This is a genomic window from Puia sp. (assembly GCF_035546395.1).
Lineage (GTDB): Bacteria > Bacteroidota > Bacteroidia > Chitinophagales > Chitinophagaceae > Puia.
On record NZ_DASZXR010000008.1, the window covers coordinates 198726 to 219096 of the forward strand.

Here is a 20371-nt window from a genome sequence, read left to right on the forward strand (position 1 = left end):
GCGCGTAGAAAGTTGAAAATCAATTATATGGGAAAACGGCATTTTTTATGATCGGGTAAATTATGCTTTTCAACCATCTCCTCACCGCCTGGCGGCGGCTTCGCAAGAACAAGGGATTCTTTGCCCTCAATTTTATGGGTCTGTACCTGAGCGTGACGGCGGCGTTGCTGATCGCGCTGCTGATCCTTTTTGAAACGAGCTTTGACCGCGGCGGTGCGACCGGTGGAAAGGTGTACCGGGTGGTGGCGGAGAACAGCACCGACAAGGGAGCGGACTTCACGGGTGTAACACCCTACCCGATGGCCAAAGCGTTGCGGGCGCTATTGCCGCAGGGCGCCCGGGTGACGCAGCTCGACTACGAACGGGACATGACGATCGTCGTGGGCGACCAGGCGCTAAAAGAGACCCAGGTGATCTTTGCCGACTCGGTGTTCCCGCAGGTATTCCCTTTGACAGTGAAAGACGGCAGTCTGACGCGGGCTTTCAAAGAGCCCGGCTTTTGCGCGTTGACCGAGACGACGGCGAAGCGGTATTTCGGCAGCGAACCGGCAGTGGGCAAACGGCTGAAAACCAATAACGGCAAGCTGGAGCTGGAAGTGGCGGCGGTGGTGGCCGATGCGCCGGCGAATTCTCACCTCCCCTATCACCTCCTCATCTCCTATCCAAGTTTCAGCAAGGATTTCATCGGCGGCTTTAACCTCGACACCTGGACCATGAACGCCAGCGGCTTCACCTATGTCGCCCTGCCCACGGCCGCGAATGTGGCGCCGACGGAGCATGTCCTGGCGGGACTGGTGGAGGAGCATCTCAAAAGCGAAGAAAGCCGGAATAAGACGCGCTATTTTTTACAACCGGTTTCCACTGTGCACTACGACACCCGGTTTGCGCATAGCAACCCGGCCTATACTATCTCGACGAAGTATCTGTATCTCGTGGGGGCGATCGGGCTCTTCCTTATCCTGGCCGCGAGCATCAACTATACGAATCTCTCGACGGCGCTGGCGATCCGGCAGTCGAAGGAGGTGGGGATCCGCAAGACGCTGGGAGCGACGCGGCAGCAGCTGGTGCGCCAACTGCTGACCGAAGCCTTTGTGCTGACGGGAGGGGCGATCCTTGCGGCGGCGCTCAGTGTCCGGCTGTTCCTGCCATTGATGAACTCATTCCTCGACCGGCAGATCCCATTGAACTGGCTGACGCCGGCGAGCGGCGGGTTCCTGCTGGCGCTTTGGGTGATCGTGTCGCTGCTGGCGGGTTTCTACCCGGCGATCGTGCTGTCGGGGTTCCGGCCGGTGACGGCGTTGAAGAGCAAGGTCTTTACGCCGGGGGCTTCGGTGTTGAACCTGCGCCGCGGGCTGGTGGTATTCCAATTTGTTACGGCGCAGGTGTTGATCATCTGCGCGGTCGTGGTGGCCCGGCAGATGGCGTACGTGCGCAATGCGCCGATGGGCTTCGACAAGGATCTCGTCGTGGACATCGGGCTCCCCACCAACAAGGCGGAGGATATGAAGTCGTTCCGCTCGCGGCTGGGGGATATCCCGGCGGTGGAGAAGGTCAGCTTCTCGATCGCGGGACCGGTGTCGCAAAACCGGGCGAGCACGTCGTTCAATCTAAGAGAGCGGTATAAGGCGAAGCAATTCGAGGTGGAGGTGAAGGCGGGGGACGAATATTACCTGGATACGTATGGGCTGAAACTGGTGGCCGGCCGATGGTTCGACGGCGCGGACGAAAAGGCCGCGGAGGAGAAGGGACCGGACTCGGTGAAGAAATATGCCTTCGTCCTGAACGAGACCGCGGTGAAAACGCTGGGTTTCCGGCGGCCGGAAGATGCCATCGGGCGATATGTGACCTTTGGGTTCAACGATATCTCGGCGCCGGTGGTCGGAGTGGTGAAGGATTATCATGTGGCGTCGATGCACGATGCGATCATGCCGGTGCTGATGGTGCCGTTCCCCTTCCTCTATTATAACGTGGGCGTTCGGTTGCGGGGTGGCTTCTCGGCCTCCGCGGTGGCGGGGATGGAGAAGGCCTTCCAGGCGGTGTATCCGCGGGAATTGTTCGAGTCGCATTTTCTCGACCAGACCATTGCGGAACAATACGCGGAGGAGCAACGGACGCAGGGTTTGTTCCAGTTGTTCACGGGCCTCTCGATCGCGATCAATATCCTTGGGTTGATCGGACTCCTGTCCTTTTTGATCGAGGCGAAGACAAAAGAGGTGGGGATCCGGAAGGTATTGGGAGCGTCGATGGCCGATATTTCTATCTTATTGTCGCGGGACTTTTTGAAGTTGATGGGCATCGCCTTTCTCGTGGCGGCGCCGGTGGCAGGATTGTTGATGGACCGGTGGTTGCGGGATTTTGCGTACCGGACGGGTTTGAGTGGGTGGGTGTTTGCGGGCGGATTGGGGATCACGTTTGTGGTGACGGCGGTGGCGATTAGCTTCCAGACGGTGCGGGCGGCGTTGGTGAACCCGGTGCGGAGCTTGCGGAGCGAGTGATTCGCGTTGGGGCTTTTGCGCCGCGTGGACAATAATGTTTGGGTTTGGCACGTTTTTTACGGGTAAACGCGTAAATTGGCGCATCTTTTTGCGTGGGAACCACCCTCTTCTTTGGTTCCTCTTCTTTCCGATCTTCTTGCCTTTTTGTCTTTTTCTTGCCAGTGGTCTATCGTTTGTTGCCGAAACTAAAAACAGACACATGGAAAAGAAAGGTTTTCTTATCGACATGGATGGGGTCATCTACCGGGGCAGCGAACCCATCCCCGGAGCGGTGGAATTTATCAACCGGTTGCGGGACATGGGCTATCCCTTCCTCTTTTTGACCAATAACAGCCAGCGTACCAACCGCGACGTTTGTTACAAACTGCGCAAGATGGGTTTCAACGTCAACGACGAGGACATCTTCACCTGCGCCATGGCTACGGCCCGCTATCTTGCTTCGCGCAAGGAGAATGGGACGGCCTATGTGATCGGCGAGGGCGGTTTGCTGACGGAGCTGCACAACATCGGATATTCTATCGTGGACGACCACCCGGACTTTGTGATCATCGGCGAGGGCCGGACGATCATGCTGGAGTCGGTCGACAAGGCGATCAATATGATCCTTGGCGGCGCGAAGCTGATCGCTACGAACCTGGATCCCAATTGCCCGGTAGGCAATGGCAAGTACCGGGCGGGGTGCGGGGCTTTTGTGGCGATGCTGGAGTTTGCGACGGGGCGGCAGGCCTTTAGTGTGGGTAAGCCCAGTCCCGTGATGATGCGGATGGCCAGGAAGATGCTGGGCCTTTCCACCGACCAGACGATCATGATCGGCGATACGATGGGCACCGATATCCTGGGCGCGGGTTCGATGGGGTTTACCACCGTGCTGACGCTTTCGGGGGTGACGAAGGAGGCGGACCTGGCGCAGTTTGGATATACGCCGGACTTTATCATTCATTCCATCCGGGACTTGCTGGACGATGGCTTGTTTGGGCGGGTGCTGGCGGAGAGGGGGTGTTTTTTGGTGGGTGAGGAAAAATGATTGAAAAGTGCTGGTGGGGGGGGGTATTTTTTAGCGATCCTTTAATGACTCGCAGATGTCGTACATGCTGTCGTCGGCGGGATAGAGCTTCTCATGGGGGATGGGCATAAAATCCCTGCCCCAGAATTCCTTTGTGATCGGGAACTCGAATTTCGCCAGGACGCGGCGGGCGACGTCGTATTGTTCCACTCTTCTTACATTATCCATCTTGTAATTGGGGAAATGGCAGGTGAGGTAGCCTTCCTGGAAGAAGGGCCGCCGGGCTTCGGGCGGGGCGATGCTGAGCAGGCGGATGTTCACCAGTTCTTCAAAGGTATTGTAGGCGATGGCGTCGTTGGCCCAGGGCATGCCAAGGACATAGACCATGCCGGTGGGGCCGGTGTTGCCGTCGAAGGCGAAGGAACAGGCGACATGGATGGAGTGGGTGATGTCGAGGACGGGGGTGCGGCAGACCTGGTAGTGTTGCAGGAGGGCCCAGGCGAGCTCGGGGTGTTCGGTGACTAATCTTGTGCCGCCGGGTTTTGGGTCCTGGGCTGCGAGCAATTTTTTCAGGGCTTCGGCCTTTTGATGCAAGAGGGAGAAGCGTTGCTTCAGCAGGAGGCGGGTCTCGCCTGGATAGATCCTGAAGATCGACGGGAGGAGCTGGGTCATGCCGTCCTTTTGGCGATCGGCGGTCTGGCCGCGATAGAAGAGTGTGCTGTTGCGGTTGTAGTGTTGGAGGGGTGCGATGTAGGTGATGAGCTGATTGTAGGTGGCGACGGGGATGGGTGGTTGCCGGAGGACCTCGTCATTGGTATGAGGTTGGTACCAGTCGGGATTGCCTTGTTGGCGCTGGATGAGGTTTATCTGGCCAAAGAGTGGTTGGATCTTTCGCATGGGACAAAGATAGGCGAATAGGCGGGCGCCGGCGGCCTAATGGCAATTGTTGTATTCGTTGATGATCCGTAGCAGGACGTCGGGATGTTTGCGGGCGCCGAAGCTGACAAAGGGGATGAAATAGCCTTTTTCCTTTGACCGGATCTTTTCGGCAAGGGTGGGGCAGTCGGCGACGATCTCGCTCATCTTTGCTTCGAATTGGGGGATCACGCGGGTGCCCCGGGTGTTGACGGTTTCCCGCAGGCCGAAACCGGGCAGGGACAGATAATACGAGTACAGGGACTCGCCGGTGGCATTGGCCTGTCCCGACTCATGGAGCTCGTACAGATGGATCTTTGAACTGTCGGGCGTCAGGCGTTGCACAAACAGGAGGCGTTGGACGCCGTTCATGCTGATGTCGACCGTTTTGAGTGCATAGAACGTGGTTCCCATCCGGTAGCCAAGGATTTGGTTCAGGGGGATGCGTTGTGCCGTATCTTTTCCTTCGGGGGTGATCTCGACGTACGAGGGATAGGCTGCGCCGTTACGAAGATGATAGAAGTCTTCGAGGGCGACGGTGAACTGACCGGGTATGGTGTCGTTGTTTAGGAGATACAGGGTTGCGTGACGTTTGCTGACGGCGTTGGGGGTCAGGTAGAACGAAGTGGGTTTACATCCCATGAAGAGGAGTAAGATCAGCAGGAGGGGCTTCATATGACGGCTCAATATACAAACAAAAAAGGCTCTATCTTGCCGGCTTATGGCAAAGAAAATTTTATTGACTGACAGTGGCGGGCGTTCGAATCGCGGGGCTTTGTTAGCGGGGAAGAGCTTGCGGCCGAAGGGACTGCGGCCCGAGGAGTTGACGGCTGAGGATTTGCGGCCGAAGGGATTGACGGGGCGGCTGTTGGTGAAGATCGATCCGCGGGCGGAGTTGGGTTCGGTGTTGAAGGGATTGAAAGGTGTTCTGCTGGAGCGGCTGCGGGTGGCGGTGATCGAGGAGGAGTCGGCGGCGGAGGTGAGGAAGATGGCGGCGGTGAAGGGGAGTGTGTTTGTGGCGGTGGAGCAGGAGCGGGTGGTGAGGAAATTGGCGGCGGCGAATGACGATGGGCCGGGTGGTGCATCGGGGAGGCCGGGGCGCGGAGGGTCGCGTTCCGGTGGCGATTCGGGGAAGCGCGGAGGGTCGCGGGCGGGCGGTGGCGGGTTGCCTTTCGTGGATAACAGAGTGGCGAGTTGGGGGATACAGGCGGTGAATGTGCTGCACAGTGGGTATACGGGCAAGGGAGTGAAGTTGGCGGTGTTGGATACAGGTTTTGATTTTGGCCATCCCGATTTTGCCGGCCGTACCATTCATCGGAAATCGTTTGTTGGCCGGCAGGCTTTTGACAAGGACGGGCATGGGACGCATTGTGCGGGGATTGCCGGCGGCGGTTATGCGATGGCGAAGGCGGGGAAGGGGCGTGCGGGAGCGGCTTCGCCTTCGGGGAAGGCCGGTGTGAGGTATGGCGTGGCGCCGGGGGTGAGGTTGTATATCGGGAAGATCCTGGATGATAATGGCGAGGGGTCGGATGGGGTGGCGTTGGCGGCGATCGAATGGGCACTGGAGAAGGGGTGTAAGGTGATCTCGATGTCGTTTGGTGCGGAGCCGGAGGAATCCTATTCGGCCATTTTTGAGAGTGTGGCGCAGACGGTGTTGGCGCAGGGGAGTTTGCTGATCGGTGCGACGGGGAATGAGAGTAAGCGGGGGAGGGTGGCGCCGGTGAATCATCCGGCGAATTGTCCTTCTGTGTTGGCGGTGGGAGCGTTGACGGCGGGGATGAAGGTGGCGGAGTTTTCGTGTGGGGGGGTGGCTTTTGGACGCGGTGTTGTTGGTGATGGGGGCATTCGTGGCGGGCAGGGTGCAGGCGGCGGCGCGGGTGGGGGCGGCGTTCGGGGCGGCCTGGCTGGGGGGCAGGTGGATCTTGTGGCGCCGGGGGATCAGATCTTGAGTGCGAGGCTGGGCGGTGGGACGGTGTTGGATTCGGGGACTTCGATGGCAGCGCCGTTTGTGGCGGGGGTGGCGGCGTTGTTGTGGGAGCGGTACCCGGAGGCGAGCGCGTGGGAGATCTGGGCGAGACTGGGGCAGGGGGCGAGGAGATTGGGACTGCCGGCGTCGGCAGTGGGGGCGGGGTTGGTGTGGGCGGATTGAGGCTTTAGGTGCTCCGAGGCTTTGGTCTGCTGCGGCGCGGAGTCTAATGATCGACCTTTGGCCGGGCAGCCTCCTACCGCCTGGGCCCTATGCGGGCTGAAGCATTTTTTATAAATTTGTCCTATGCTTTTTATTGCGAAGGTGGAAGAGGGGCAGAAGCCGAATATCCGGGAGATCGCTAAGTCTCTCGAAGGGATGGGCGTGCAGGTGAAGCGCGTGATGAAGCTGACGGGGACGATCACGGGGGAGAGTGGCGCGTTGTCGCTGGGGAAGGTGAAGATAAAAGGGATCGAGTCGGTGGAAAAGGACCGGGGGTTGAAGGCGAAATAGATTGACAGTATGCGCCGGTGAAATATAGTGGGGCCTTTGCGGGCCCTTTCTTATTCCGATCGCAGGACCGGACGTGGAGCGGCCTATTCGCTACGTAAGGACTCCACCGGGTTGGCGACAGCGGCCTTGAGCGATTGAAAGAGGGTGGTCAGCGCGGCAGCGAGGCCGATGATGGCTGCGGCCGCGGCGAAGAGCCAGGGGCTGATGGTGGTGCGATACGCGAAATTTTCCAGCCAGCGATGCATACCCCACCCCGCGATGGGAGTAGCAATTACAAAGGCCAGCACGATGAGGCGGCCAAAATCCTTTGACAACAGCGCGACTATGGACGAAACTTCCGCGCCGAGGATCTTGCGGATGCCGATCTCTTTAGCGCGTTGTTCGGCCGCATAGGCGGCGAGGCCGAAGAGGCCGAGGCAGGCGATGCCGATCGCCAGCGCGGTGAGGACGAGGGTGACAGTGCCCATCCGCTGCTCGGCGGTGTAGATGGCGTCAAAATCATCATCCATAAACGAGTAGTGAAATGGGACCGCGGGCGCGTACGTTGAGAAGAGGTTCTTCACCTGCGCGAGGACGTCGGGGGTGTGCCCGGCGGCGATACGGATGCTGAACCCGGGCGGGACGTCGGCGGGGCGGTTGACGAGCACCAGCGGCTGGACCGCGTTCCGGATGCTGGTATAGTTAAAGTCGCGGACCACGCCGATGACGGTGAAATCGGTGGGGTGGTGGAGATAGGCGGCGTAGTGGATAGTCTTGCCGATCGGGTCCTTTGCAATGCCAAACATCCGGGCGGCGGCCTCGTTGAGAATGATCGCCGAGGTGTCGGTGCCCATTGCTGCGGAGAAATTGCGGCCGGTGGCGATGTGCATGCCCATGGTGGGGATATAGTCCTTGTCGACGACCCATAATTCGGTCTGGATATTTTTGGGGGAGTCAATGCGGGCGACGCCCCAGTTATGCCAGCGGCGGGTGCCGGTGGGGATAAAATCGCTGCCGGTGACGCCGGTAACGCCGGCCAACTGCTGAATTTGCTGCTTTAATGCTTCGGGGTGCGGTAGCGCATCGAGATCCTTTATGACGAGCACCTGGTCCCGGTTGTAGCCGGGGTCGCGGTGTTGGATGAATGTCAGCTGGCGATAGACGACGCCGGTGCCGACGATGAGGAAGATGGAGATGGCGAACTGGCCGACGACGAGCCCGTTTCTTAGGCCGCCACCCTTACCCGCGCCGAGCTTGCTTTTCAGGACCTGTACGGGACGGAACGAAGAAAGAAAGAAGGCGGGCCAGGCGCCGGAGAAAAGGCCTAGTATTATGATGATCATTCCCAGCGCCGGTAGCAGCCAGCGGAGGGTGGCGCCATCGAAGGCGATGGCTTTGCCCGTGAGGTGGTTGAAGGCCGGAAGAGTGACGCGGGTGAGCATTAGGGCGAGACCCGCGGCGGCGGCCGTGAGGAGGAGGGACTCGGCGAGGAACTGGCCGATGAGTGCTCCGCGGGCCGAACCCAGGACTTTGCGGACCCCCACTTCGCGGGCGCGGTTGGCCGATCGGGCTGTCGATAGATTCATGAAATTGATCCCGGCGATAAGCAGCACGAAGACGGCGATGGCCGAGAAGATATAAACATATTGGATATCGCTGTTGACGGCGAGTTCGTCCAGGCGGTGTGAGTAGAGATGAATTTTTGTCAGCGGCATCGAGCCGATGCGGAAATACCATTTACCGCCGTTCTGGGCTTCCATGGCGGAATAGTCTTTCAGGTATTTGCCCATCATCCCGGCGAGCTTGGTATTGAAAGCGGCTTGATCGGTACCAGGCCGGAGGAGAACGAATGTGCTCATTCGGTAGATGGCCCAGAAGTTATGGTTCTTCTCCATATCGCTGCCGCGTAGGGAGAGGAAGATATCGTAGTTGAAGCTGGCGTTTTTGGGGAGATCTTTTATAACGGCGACGACTTTATAGACGAGGGTGTCGTCGAGACGGGCGAGGGTCTTGCCGACGGCGTGGGTGGTGTTGAAGTAACGCATTGCGGCGCTGGCGGTGAGGACGGCAGTGCGGGGTTGTTCTGTTGCTACTGCCGGATTGCCTTCGATGGCCGGAAGGGTGAAGATGTCGAAGAAGGCCGGGTCGACGGAAGCGACATGGTGTTCGGTCATGTCCTGGCTACCGAAGCGGAAGCGGATATCGTCTTCGGGGAGGCAGCGGGTAGCGTTGGCTACCTCGGGATAGTCCCGTTTGAGGATCGGGCCGACGGGTGGAGCGGCGTCGGCGAATTGGCTGAGCCGACCATCGGAGAGAAGATCGGTATGGAGGCGAACGATGCGATCGGCGTTGGTGTTCCATCGGTCGAAGCTCCACTCGTCGGCGATATAGAGGACGATGAGCAGGAAGGTGGTGAGGCCGAGGGCGAGGCCGAAGATGTTGAGGAGGGAGAAGGAGCGGTTCTTTTTTAGTTGGCGGATGGCGAGCTTGACATGAAGGGAGGACATAACGGGATAAAATTGTCATCAAAAGGTAGGGATTATTTGGGGTCGCGCGGTGAAAAAAAATAGCCCGGTCGACGATGCTGTTTCGGCCGGGCGTCAGAAGCATGCAGAAGCCTCCTATATGAAGAGATATAGTATAAAGACACCTGGCGGAGGGAAAAGGATACCTCGGGTTGTGCGATCGGGGACCTAAAAGTTTGTCCAGTTGTCCGTGTCTTTTTCCCAGTCGCGGCTTTGGGAGCCCTTGCAGGTATAGAGGCGCCAGCCTTTGTCTTTGTTCCGGAGATATTCCTTGTATAAAATATAACGGAAACGGCGGGTGGTAAAGATATTGTACCAAAAGTTCCGTTTGTATTCCTTGACGATGCCTGCTGCTGCGAGGACTTCATAGGAGGCGGAGGCGCACCGCATGCCGAGGAAGGAGTAGTCGTAGGGCGTATTTTGGGTGTACGCTTTGGCGATGCTGTCTAACTGCTTCTTTTGTGCGGCGGTGATGGGGATAACGAAGGTGGCGCGGCGGAGGCTGTCGAGGTTGTTGTAATAATTGCCGAGGACGGTCCAGGCGCGGTGGGCGGTGTAGATGCGGAAGCAGGAGTTGAAGTTTTTGGGGTTGCTGCGGTTGGTGAGGTGGCCGGAGCGGGCGATGCCGGTGTAGTGCAGGGGCTGGAAGCTGAGGGCTTTGTCTTTTTCGTACTCGATGGCGACGTGGCCGCCGTGCATCTTGGCCATCCTATTGAATGGATTGTTGGGGCCGTACATGGGTTCTTTGCCCTGGAATCCTTTGGCGGGAATGGAGCCGTAGAGGCATAGGATGTGGATGGAGTCGGTGTAGGGGTTGGCGGGGGTGAGATGCTGCGTTGAGGCGGCTTTTGGGGCGGCATGGGTTCCGGCCGGGCGCGTGCGGGTGCCGTTGGCGTTGGCGAGGTGTGTTGCGGCGGGTGTGGTGTCGGCAAGGTGTTCGCCGGCTGGCTCCTGAGGCTGCGCGCAGAGCGATAAGAGGGTTAGTGTGAGGAGGAGGGTGAATCTGCCGGGCATGGCGCCTTGTTGCTTTTCGATGGCTCAAGATACGGAAAAATGAGGACGCCGAGGGCGGCGAGGAGGACGAAGAAGAGGTTGAACCAGAGATGTGTGGTCCAGTTGAGTTTTTGGAGGACGCCGCCGCAGGAGCAGGGGACATAGGGGCTGAAGCGGAGGATGTAGAAGATATAGGCGGTGAACAGGACCATGAGGGTAAACGAAGCGTAGAGGCCGGGAAGGCGGGTGCGGGTGAAGCTGAGGAGGAGCGCGATGACGAGTTCAATGATGGGGACGGCGATGGCGACGGGGGCGGCGAAGGCGGTGAGGAGGGGGGATTTGCCGATCTCGACGCGGAATTTGGTGTAGTCCATCAGTTTGCTGCCGGCGGCGTAGACGAAGAGGAGGACGAGCAGGCAGGAGATGGTTTGGATGGCTATCTCGCGTTTGTCGATGGTGAGCTTGTGGGTGGGGGTGCCAGTGAGGGTTTTCATTTTTGCAATTTTGGTGGGAAAAAGAGGGTATAGGTGTAAGCGTAATGGTCATAGAGTGCGACGAGGGTATTGCCGAAAACCCGAAAATCGCGGATCTTATGTTTCCGGTAGTCGGGAAGATAGAAGCTTAGGAGGTATTTGCCGTCGATGAGCGAATAGACGTCGATGGGAGAGCTCATTTCGTATAAATCCCTTTCGTCGTTGTCGGCACGTAGTGCGGAATGGACAAATAGATAATTCCCGTTGATACAGCTTTGTTGATTGACAAAAGTGGGTGGCGAGGAAAGGGTGAGGGCGTGTTGCGAGGGGATCGAGCCCACCGAAAATTTTACGCGACTGATGGTGTCGATGGTCCTGGCTTTGTACCGGATGTTTAAATTGGTGTCGAGGCAGATCCACTGGTTGCGGTAGCTGTAAATGTATATCAGACGATTGGAATCCGGTTGAGCGTGAAGGTATCCGTCGGTGCAGAAGATGCCGTCGACCTGTTTTTCGAGGATTGGGCCTTTACTCATGAGGGTATCGGGAGTCTGTTTGAGCAGGATGTTTTGTTTCAGGCGAGCGTCGGTAGCGCGGAGGATCTGGGTGCTGGGCGAGAGGGGAGCTGCCAGGCCGAAATAGGCGTGATTGGCCAGGCGATGGAGCGTGGTGTCGCCTACCCGGCCGCCGGCGAGAAGGGGCGAGACACCTTCCGCCAGGGAGATATTCGGGGAGTCGACGGTTATCTTTAGTGATTTGGAGATGCGGTTGGATAGGGAGATGAGGCTTAGATAGTGCAGGGTGGAATCTTTTAATTGCATGCCGATCTCCATTAACAGGGCGGGTGCGGAGCGATTGGCGAGGTAGAAGCGGGTGGGTGTGCCGCCTGCGAGGTACCAGGAGGCGGAGTGGAGGTCGCGAATTTGCGTGGGCATGGCGACATGGGAAGGCGCCATGCGGATAAAGGCATTGCTGCTGTTTTTGGCTGCTTCGGATAGGAAGGCCAGTGAGAGGATGAGCGCGATGCTACCTGCCAGGCAATAACTCAAATAGAGCAAGCGGCGCTTGCTCTGTTTCGGGAGGGAAGGTAGGGCCATCGATCAGGGTTTGTTGGAATAGTAGGAATAATAGGGCTGCCAGCAAACGGTGCCGAGACCGAATTGGTTCCAGACTACCCAACCGGAGCCGTCCCAGTAGGCGTTTTCCCAACAGATGTAGTTGAGATTGTCGGTGACACAATTGTCGAATTGGTCGTCGTAGTTGTAGTAGACGCAATAGTGGTAAGAGTTCTGGTAGTAACCGGGCACATCGGTGTATTTACTCTTGGCATGTGATTGCCGGGTGAAGGCGGAGCCGGCCAACGCAATGAGAAATAGCGATGGGAATAGCCATTTGATCTTCTTCATACGACTAGGTTAAGGTTAATAAAAATACTATATCAAAAGTAAAGACACTTCTGCATAGGTGACAGGACACCTGCTTGTAAAAAATTAATATTCAGAGGGCTTTACTGCAAAACTACTGCGTTGACTGATGACGCCCGCGGTACTGACCCCTTGTAGGACACACGAGAAGGAGCCGGTGAGGTCATCGGTATAAAAGCTCACCGTTACTTCACCTTTGTCAAGGGTGGATAGAGCATAGGTCCAGAGCAGGGTAGATTGCAGTCCTGAGCCATGGGCTATTCGACTGACGGTATCCAGCAGGGGAAAGGGTTTTTCGAGCAAGATAGACTGCAGGCTTTTCATAAAGGGCGGGGTGGGGGGAGTGGTACAATGGTAGCGGACAGGTACGAGTATTCCGCCTCCCATCCTATCGGCCAGAAGGAAATTTTGATAGACAAGATATTGTTCACCTTCTTTCGGTTTTTCCCTCGAGACTGGATGACCGTTGTGTGGATCCGGCCAGGGATGTCTTGGGTTTCCATATGGACAATTAAGTACACCCGCTTTTCCTCCTCTGACACTCGAATGCATATCGACAAAATCCGTGTCGCAACGGTTGCTGCGAAATTCGTCATTGAGAAAATCGTAGCCATTGGCGACCTTTTGCTTTACGAGGGCAGCCTTTAACAGGCCCGGACGGGATAGTAGAATGGATTCATCCGTGTCCAGCGGTTCTGGTTGCCGCAGGTCGAAGGGCTGATAGATGGACGCCAGTTGTTTATTCAGGGTATCGGCCTTGCATTGAACGAAGATCTTATAGCGATCGACAGATTTCTCGGCTACACTAAGGGTGTTGACAGCGCCAACAGGAGTAACCAGCAGTTCCTGTGGCAGTTCGAACCGGCCGGAGGAATCGGTGGTCATCGAAGCGAAAACATTGCCGAAAATGGTGAGTGATATGGGTCTTTTAGGCGCCTGGTCATCACAGAGGACGTAGCCATGATCGGGCATCCGGGGATCTCCGTTATAGGCCGTCGATGAATCGCCGGCGGGCAGAGCAATGGCGGCCTCGGCAGCCGAGATGGTAGCGGGATGATCGGCATATTCCGTGATCGACGGCATTTGTTTGGGCTTGAGCTTTTTTGCCGCTACTACCGCCAGCGAGAAGATGGCCGGCAGGCGGTTGCCTGCGCTATCCCGGATTCGAATATGTAGGGTGACTTTCGAGCGTTGATGATATTCGGCGGAGTCCGGTCGGATGGAGATGTCCACAGGGGAGGAGGGAAGGGCCGGGGGTGACATGGGGCTGTCGGCGAAGCGGTCCGCCAGGAGTTCGTGGGATGCCTGCTGACCACTCCTGATCGCGAGTACGGCAGGATGGGATGATCCGGCGTCTGCGGTTGACGGCAATGGTTCGGTGACCGGAAGGACGAAATTCTTTGTCAGCCCTTCGCGGCTAACCCTGGCAGCCAGCTGAAGATCCTTTCCTGCGACCTTTGCCTTATCGAGGAGAATGGTCACTTCGCCGAAGGCATCGACGGTTTGGATGCCCGAACTAATGGGCTTTGCATCACTGAAGACCGTGTATTCGAATCTTCCGCTTGCGGCGATGCCGTTGTACGAAGTGCTTATTTTATACCGGACGCGGAGAGTATCGTCATTGGAAGCGGGCAGCACCGTCGGCGCACTGATCTTAAAAGGCGGTACGTAGCCGGTCCGCAAGCTGATCAGTTGACGGAATACCGGCTGGGGGCCTTGTTCCAGCCAAGCGTTTGTATAGGCCAGCACCCAATAATCTCCTTCGATAAGACTATCGGGTAAGGAAAGAAAACCCTTGCTCAGGCCATCTTTTATCAGGAAGCGTTGTTGCAATATAGGCTTCCTCGTAACGATATCGACCAATTCGGCGTACAAGGTATTTTGCGCCTGCATGATGCCGGCGTCCCGGTTAAGGATATAACCCGTAAACCAGACAGTCTCCCCGGGCTGATAGACAGACTTGTCAAGATGCAGATATAAGTTGACAGGTGGACCGGAGACGTTAAGGGCGGACCGGAATGAGAAAATGGAAAAAATGCAAATGGACAGCAGAAGGGCGCTGATAAAGGACCAGTACCACTTTTTCATATGATTGGTTGTGTTGTGAAGTTAATAAAATATCTAATTTGTATAACTATAATTATTAACAAGTTATAAACAAAATAGACGATCACCTTTCTTCACAGTTACCGTTTGACTCACAGCAGAATGGGCCCGGGTAGGGAGCAGGACTTGTGGATAAATAAGAACTTCGCGCGCAGAGATAGGAGGTGAAGGACATGTTTTGGAACAACATGGTTGGGCAGTTTAGGTCTAAAGAATGTTTGGTCTACGTAAGGTGGATATGGGAAAAAGAAACGATTCGTTAACAATGGGTTAACGCATGATGGCAAGCGAAGGACCGGAGCGTTGCTCCAACAATACATACCGACTTTGTCCTTAGAATAACTACCGGGAGGCCGTTATTTTTGCATGAAGACCCTAAATTGCCCCGGGAGAACAAGGTTTCTGACTCCCAAGGACGATATTGACTTCAATGATTTGGGTAATAGGAGTAGTAGGGCTGCCAGCAGACAGTGTTGAATCCGCACTGGTTAAAGACGACCCAGCCGGAACCGTCCCAGTAGGCATTTTCCTTACAGATGTAATTTGTGACCTCAGTTACGCAATTGTCATACGGATCATAGTAATCTACGAATACGCAATAGCGATGGGTATTCATATAATATGCGTCGACGACTGTACCTTTGGATTTACCTAAAGAGTGACGGGTAAAGGCAGAACCCGCAAGGGCGATAAGAAACAGCGAAGGGAATAACCAGTTGAATTTCTTCATACAAATAGGTTTAAGGTTAATGTTTTCACTACACATTAAGTAAAGACACTTCTTTATGCCGGGAGGATACTCTGCCGGCAAAAATTTTTGCGTTGGAAAGCCTTCACTGCGGTTATACTTCAGTGTTAAACTAAAGCAAACCTGTCTCCGTCGAAAAGCCCGAGATCGCTGAGCTTTAAATGCGGGATGACGAGCAGGGCCATGAAGGACAGCGTCATGAACGGCGCGGCGAGCGTAGAGCCAAGGCCTTTGGCCATTTTGTCGATGGCAATGTAGGCGTCGGCAACTTTGTAGCCGTCGTCAGGACTCATGAGACCGGCGATGGGGAGGTGGAGGAGGAGTTCTTTTTGGGGTGAAACGCCTGCGAGACCGCCTTTCTGGTCAATGATGAGATTGACGGCCCGGCAGAGGCTTTCATCATCGACGCCAATGGCGACGATGTTATGACTATCATGGGCGACAGAGGCGGCGATGGCGCCTTGTTTCAGCCCGAAGCCCTTGATAAACGATTTGGCGACGGGGGCCTCGGGCTGGTAACGGTTGACGACGACTATTTTCAAGACATCCTTTTCGGGGTTGGCGTGGAGAAGGCCGTTGCGGGGGAGGACGTCGGTAACCGGAAGGATCAATTTCTCCGTGATCAACTGGCCGTCGAGGGCGCCGACGCAATAGCATTGCTCCACATTCTCCTGCTCGCCCCATTTATCGAGCGGGTAGGCGAATTCCGAGACGTCGCGCGGCTTTGCCTTGAAGTTGTTGATGGGGGTTTCCGCGAGCGGAGTGGATGGAATGTTCGTTCGGCCATCGGCTGCGACGAGTTGCCCTTTGATATAGGTTTGCTGGACTTTGAAATTCTTTACATCTTCGACTAAAATGAAGTCCGCGGGATCGCCGACGCGAAGGCGGCCGGTGGGCAGCCCATAGTGATCGGCGGGATTGATACAGGCGGCGCGAAGGACATTATAAAGGGGAATTCCGTGGGCGACGGCGCGGGCGCAGAGGCGGTCGATGTGACCGGCGAGCAGGCTGTCGGGGTGTTTGTCGTCGCTGCAGAACATCATCTGGCCGGGCCAATCGTTGAGCAGGGGGATGAGGGCCTCGAAATTCTTTGCGGCGCTGCCTTCGCGGATAAGGATCTTCATCCCGGCCTGCAATTTATCCAGCGCCTCTTCGGCCGTGAAGCATTCGTGATCGGTGCTGATGCCGGCGGCGATGTATTGCCGGGCCTGCTCGCCGCGCAACCCGGGGGCATGGCCGTCGACAGGCTTGCCCAGGCGGTGGGCGGCGGCGAGTTTTTCCATCACCTCGGGGTCCTTGTTCAACACGCCGGGAAAGTTCATCATCTCGCTGAGGTATTTGATCTCGGGATTCTCGAGCAGCCGGGTGACGGCGGTGACGTCGAGGGTGGCGCCGGCCGTCTCGAAGGGTGTGGCGGGAACGCAGCTGGGCGCGCCAAAGAAGAAGTAAAAGGGGACGGTTTTGCCATTCCGGACCATAAATTCCACACCGGGCAGTCCACAGACATTGGCGATCTCATGGGGATCGCTGACGGTGGCGATGGTGCCATGGACGCTGGCGAGCCTTGCAAATTCGGATGGGATCAGGAGGGAGGATTCGATGTGGACATGCGCGTCGATGAAGCCGGGGAGGATATATCGGGCCGTTTTGGGGAGGGCGGGGGCGGGGGTGATGCTGCTGATGATACCGTTTGTGATCTCAATTTCGACCGGATCGATCTTTTGGTCGAAAATATGTACGAGGTGGCCGCGAATTTGCATGGGTTTAACTACTATTTACCCGCGAAATAACGTTATATTTAGGATATTGGTCCACTATTGATGTACTGAGTAACTAATAACCTATGTCGCGTATCCTGTTTACGATTGTCATTGCCTTTATGGGGTTGCCTGGGCCCGGGCCGACCCCGCCCTCCAGTCCTTTGTCTGCGGAGCAGATCGTTGCCCACTATGTGGAGGCGCTGGGTGGGAAAGAAAAGCTGCAGGGATTGAATTCCATTTATGAGGAGGGCGTTGCGGTATTGCCCAGCGGTCTGGAGGTAAAGGCCAGGAAGTGGCGGGTGTACGACCGGCTTTACCGGATGGAGCTTGACTACGGCGAAAGTCATATCAAGCTTGTCGCTACGCCCGGCCGGGCCTGGACAATAAACCCCAGTACCGGAGGAGAAGCGAAGGCCATCACCGGGGAGGACCTGAAAGCGCTACGCGTGGAGATTGACCCGGCCGGACCATTGGCCGACTATAGCGCCAAGGGTTTCAAAGTGGAGAACGCCGGTGTCGATACGGTGAACGGGGAGCCTTGTTATAAGGTAAAAGTCTCCTGCCCCTCCAACCATTCCATCACCTATTCTATCGACCGGAAAGATTATCATTTGCTAAAGGAAGTGCGCCGGGGCGGCGGTATCCTTTGCGGCGGCCAGTTGGGCGGCCCTTGGAACGGGAATCCCGGGGATGCGGTTACCATTGAATATGGCGACTACAAGAGCGGTCCCGGGGGATATATCCTTCCTTACTCCATTTCTGTTAGCGGTATTGGCGCCCCCATCATTATCCAGAAGGTCGAGATCAATTCGTCGGTGGATGTGGATGGGCTGAGCCGGGCGACCGCCAAATAAAGCAAGCGATCATATTATGCATTCAATCCTCCATCGGAAACCCGTAACGACCAGGTTTTGATACAGCCTTGCACCTCGCTCTCCGAGTGTTAACCTCCATCACGAGATATAGGATACCATCGATATATAGTTTGGCTTGCTGATTTATCCACTCGATTTTCATCTGTTCTTCCTTTAGGTCGGGAATAATACTATGGGAGCTGGCAAACCGTTTTATCAGCGGCGGAGGCTTTGTCCTATCGATTGGGTCTTTTAATTCTTCGTCGGGTTCCATACGTGAGCAGACCAACCCATGCGCTAGAATCTTTTCATCCTCAACGTTGAGCAAATAAGCCCAGACAGCTAGATTATCACCTTCTACGACGAGATAATGGTTGGAACCGGGGTCATTGCTGGACAAGAAGAGGTCTTCGGGCATTAAAGGCAAGGTACAACAATAAAGCACGTAGTTTTCCGTTATCCACAGGATAAACCCCCGGATCCGTCCGGTGGTTTGGCCGTCCAATCCTTTTAAAAACCAAGAATCGCGTCTATGATCAAGAAGAGTACTCTCGCTCTCTTATTGACCAGTACCGTCTGCCTGACTGCTTCTTCCCAATCGTTTATCGGGTACGGCTATGATAATTATGCCGGCGTCAACGGGATGATCCTCAACCCCGGCACCCTGGCGGACAACGCCTATAAGGTCAATGTCAACATATTCGCCGTCAGTGCGTTGGCTGGGAACAATGCCTATGAAATGGATCGCAGCCGCCTCCTTGGCCTGCATTTCTCCCACTTACAGGAAGGCAACGGCTACTACAAGGCGAATAACACTGCCTATAAATACCTCTATACCAACCTGGACATCCTTGGCCCTTCGGCCACGGTCAGCCTCACTCCCAAGGACGGGCTGGGCATCACGACACGGATGCGGGTGATCGGCAACGAATACAACCTCGGCAACCCCCTCTTCCAACTGATGGGGAACAGCAATCCGAACTTCTACAATGTCGATATCATTAACCGCAGCCTGCAGGTGAAGGTGAACTCCTTTGCGGAGGCAGGTCTTAGCTATGGCCGGGTGCTGTTCAAGGACGACCGGGCGGAGATAAAACTGGGGGTCACCGGCAAATATGTCGTAGGCCTTGGCTATGGCAGCCTTGCCTCGGGCCCACTGGTACTTAACATCGACCCAACCAACCAGATCGCCAAGGCGCAGGCGGATGTAACCGCGCAGTATAGCGGCAACCTCGATAATTTGAATGGCGGCGCAAGTCTTTCGGATATCATCAATAAACGCAACAGCCATGGCTTTGGATTCGACCTCGGCTTTGTCTACGAACTGAAGGCCAAGGACCCCAACATCACCAAACTGCGGTTGGGTCTGTCGGTGACGGATATCGGTTCGCTGAGCTATGTCAACAGCGCCAACAGTCACCAATATACCCTCACGGCCGACGGTCATAACACGACGGAATTCATGACGCAGAACGGGGAATCGCTGAACAATTACTTTACCCGTATCCAATCGACCGGTCTGGCGGTGGTAAAAAGTGCGGCGCCGGCTTCGAAGGTGAGCCTGCCGACGGCGGTCCACGTGAACATCGACTATAATATCTACAAACGGATCTATATCAACGGTGACGTGCTGTTGAATATGCTGTCCGCCACCAACCCGATGAGCCCCAACTATGTAACCACGTTTACGGTGACGCCGCGCCTCGAAAAGAAATGGGTAAGCGTCTACTCTCCCGTCTCGTACAGCGCCAACGGTCAACTGAACTGGGGCGCCGGTGTAAGAATTGGGCCTTTATTCGTAGGCAGCGGATCGATCGTCAGCAATATGTTGAAGAAGCGGGTCCAGGCGGCGGATGCGCATATCGGAATAACGATCCCTGTCTTCCAGCATCGCAACGCGCGGAAGGAACCGAAGCTATCCGATAGCACGTTCCAGGAAAAGAACCTGACCAATGACCGCGATGGCGACGGGGTCGTCGACGCGAAGGACGAATGCCCGGACAGCGCCGGTCCGGTGAAGCTCATCGGTTGCCCGGATGACGATGGAGATGGTGTTCCGAACTATAAGGACAAATGTCCGAAGGTGAAGGGATCGATCAACTTCCAGGGTTGTCCCGCGCCCGATAGCGATGGGGACAGCGTGAACGACGATGAAGACAAATGCCCGTTGGTGAAGGGTGTGGCCAGCAACTATGGCTGTCCCCCGATCAAACCCGAATATATCTCGACGGTGAACCGCGCGGCCGATCGCATCTTCTTTGTCCGGGCGAAGGCCATTATCGAAGTGGTCTCCTTTGCCGAACTCGACCGGGTCGCCGCCATCCTGCAAGAGGACTCGACGCTGCGGTTGCGGATCGAGGGTCATACGGACAGCGAAGGGACGGACCAGCGGAACCAGAAGCTTTCCGACCGGCGGGCGAAGGCAGTCTACAATTACCTCCTGTTCAAGGGGATTGCGGCGGACCGGATGGACTATGCCGGGTTTGGCAGCAAGAAGCCGCTGGCGCCGAATGATACCCCGGAAGGCATGGCGGTCAATCGCCGGACGGAAATGATCCTGATGAACTATCCGAAGGATAAGAAATAGCACTTACTAACCCCGGACTCCGATACACAT

The 20371-nt window shown here is 56.3% G+C and carries 17 protein-coding genes; 6 read left to right on the top strand and 11 right to left on the bottom strand.

Annotation, left to right across the window (positions count from 1 at the left end):
• Nucleotides 1–62 precede the first annotated feature (62 nt).
• Together VHE34_RS09265 and VHE34_RS09270 are read left to right on the top strand one after the other, a co-directional pair.
• Entirely contained in the window at nt 63–2495 is a 2433-nt protein-coding gene (locus tag VHE34_RS09265) for an ABC transporter permease (RefSeq protein ID WP_325587019.1), read from the top strand.
• A gap of 199 nt (nt 2496–2694) precedes the next feature.
• Nucleotides 2695–3519, top strand: a complete 825-nt coding sequence (locus VHE34_RS09270; RefSeq protein WP_325587021.1) for an HAD-IIA family hydrolase — start codon at nt 2695–2697, stop codon at nt 3517–3519.
• A gap of 30 nt (nt 3520–3549) precedes the next feature.
• Here VHE34_RS09270 and VHE34_RS09275 read toward each other — a convergent pair whose 3' ends face one another.
• A complete protein-coding gene (locus VHE34_RS09275; RefSeq protein ID WP_325587023.1) occupies nt 3550–4395 on the bottom strand; it encodes an FRG domain-containing protein in 846 nt (281 codons plus the stop codon).
• Nucleotides 4396–4431: 36 nt separating this feature from the next.
• Nucleotides 4432–5088 carry a hypothetical protein gene (locus tag VHE34_RS09280; protein WP_325587025.1) on the bottom strand — a complete coding sequence of 219 codons (657 nt, stop codon included), beginning with the start codon at nt 5086–5088 and terminating at the stop codon, nt 4432–4434.
• Between the two features lie 46 nt (nt 5089–5134).
• Here VHE34_RS09280 and VHE34_RS09285 point away from each other — a divergent pair, with 46 nt between their 5' ends.
• Nucleotides 5135–6562, top strand: a complete 1428-nt coding sequence (locus VHE34_RS09285) for a S8 family peptidase (protein ID WP_325587027.1) — start codon at nt 5135–5137, stop codon at nt 6560–6562.
• 123 nt (nt 6563–6685) lie between these two features.
• Entirely contained in the window at nt 6686–6892 is a 207-nt protein-coding gene (locus VHE34_RS09290) for a hypothetical protein (RefSeq protein ID WP_325587029.1), read from the top strand.
• 83 nt (nt 6893–6975) lie between these two features.
• Here the strand turns inward: VHE34_RS09290 and VHE34_RS09295 are convergent, their stop codons facing one another.
• The 8 genes from VHE34_RS09295 to ade form a co-directional block, all read right to left on the bottom strand.
• A complete protein-coding gene (locus tag VHE34_RS09295) occupies nt 6976–9378 on the bottom strand; it encodes an ABC transporter permease (RefSeq protein ID WP_325587031.1) in 2403 nt (800 codons plus the stop codon).
• A 186-nt stretch (nt 9379–9564) separates the two neighbouring features.
• Nucleotides 9565–10410, bottom strand: a complete 846-nt coding sequence (locus VHE34_RS09300; RefSeq protein WP_325587033.1) for a hypothetical protein — start codon at nt 10408–10410, stop codon at nt 9565–9567.
• Nucleotides 10377–10883 (bottom strand): MauE/DoxX family redox-associated membrane protein, encoded by a 507-nt coding sequence (locus VHE34_RS09305; protein WP_325587035.1) that lies wholly within the window; start codon nt 10881–10883, stop codon nt 10377–10379. Before VHE34_RS09305 ends, VHE34_RS09300 begins: the two co-directional genes overlap by 34 nt.
• Nucleotides 10880–11959 (bottom strand): hypothetical protein, encoded by a 1080-nt coding sequence (locus tag VHE34_RS09310; protein ID WP_325587037.1) that lies wholly within the window; start codon nt 11957–11959, stop codon nt 10880–10882. Before VHE34_RS09310 ends, VHE34_RS09305 begins: the two co-directional genes overlap by 4 nt.
• A gap of 3 nt (nt 11960–11962) precedes the next feature.
• Nucleotides 11963–12268 carry a hypothetical protein gene (locus VHE34_RS09315; RefSeq protein ID WP_325587039.1) on the bottom strand — a complete coding sequence of 102 codons (306 nt, stop codon included), beginning with the start codon at nt 12266–12268 and terminating at the stop codon, nt 11963–11965.
• Nucleotides 12269–12352: 84 nt separating this feature from the next.
• Nucleotides 12353–14374, bottom strand: a complete 2022-nt coding sequence (locus tag VHE34_RS09320; protein ID WP_325587041.1) for a hypothetical protein — start codon at nt 14372–14374, stop codon at nt 12353–12355.
• 445 nt (nt 14375–14819) lie between these two features.
• Nucleotides 14820–15122 carry a hypothetical protein gene (locus tag VHE34_RS09325; RefSeq protein WP_325587043.1) on the bottom strand — a complete coding sequence of 101 codons (303 nt, stop codon included), beginning with the start codon at nt 15120–15122 and terminating at the stop codon, nt 14820–14822.
• A 125-nt stretch (nt 15123–15247) separates the two neighbouring features.
• Nucleotides 15248–16900 carry an adenine deaminase gene (gene ade / locus VHE34_RS09330; RefSeq protein ID WP_325587045.1) on the bottom strand — a complete coding sequence of 551 codons (1653 nt, stop codon included), beginning with the start codon at nt 16898–16900 and terminating at the stop codon, nt 15248–15250.
• A gap of 83 nt (nt 16901–16983) precedes the next feature.
• Between ade and VHE34_RS09335 the strand changes: the two genes are divergently transcribed.
• Entirely contained in the window at nt 16984–17754 is a 771-nt protein-coding gene (locus tag VHE34_RS09335) for a hypothetical protein (RefSeq protein WP_325587047.1), read from the top strand.
• Nucleotides 17755–17776: 22 nt separating this feature from the next.
• Here VHE34_RS09335 and VHE34_RS09340 read toward each other — a convergent pair whose 3' ends face one another.
• Nucleotides 17777–18172: a hypothetical protein gene (locus VHE34_RS09340; protein WP_325587049.1), complete on the bottom strand. Its 396-nt coding sequence runs from the start codon at nt 18170–18172 to the stop codon at nt 17777–17779.
• A gap of 114 nt (nt 18173–18286) precedes the next feature.
• On the opposite strand from VHE34_RS09340, the gene VHE34_RS09345 reads away from it, so the two are divergent.
• Nucleotides 18287–20341 carry a DUF5723 family protein gene (locus VHE34_RS09345; protein ID WP_325587051.1) on the top strand — a complete coding sequence of 685 codons (2055 nt, stop codon included), beginning with the start codon at nt 18287–18289 and terminating at the stop codon, nt 20339–20341.
• The last annotated feature ends 30 nt before the right edge of the window (nt 20342–20371 follow it).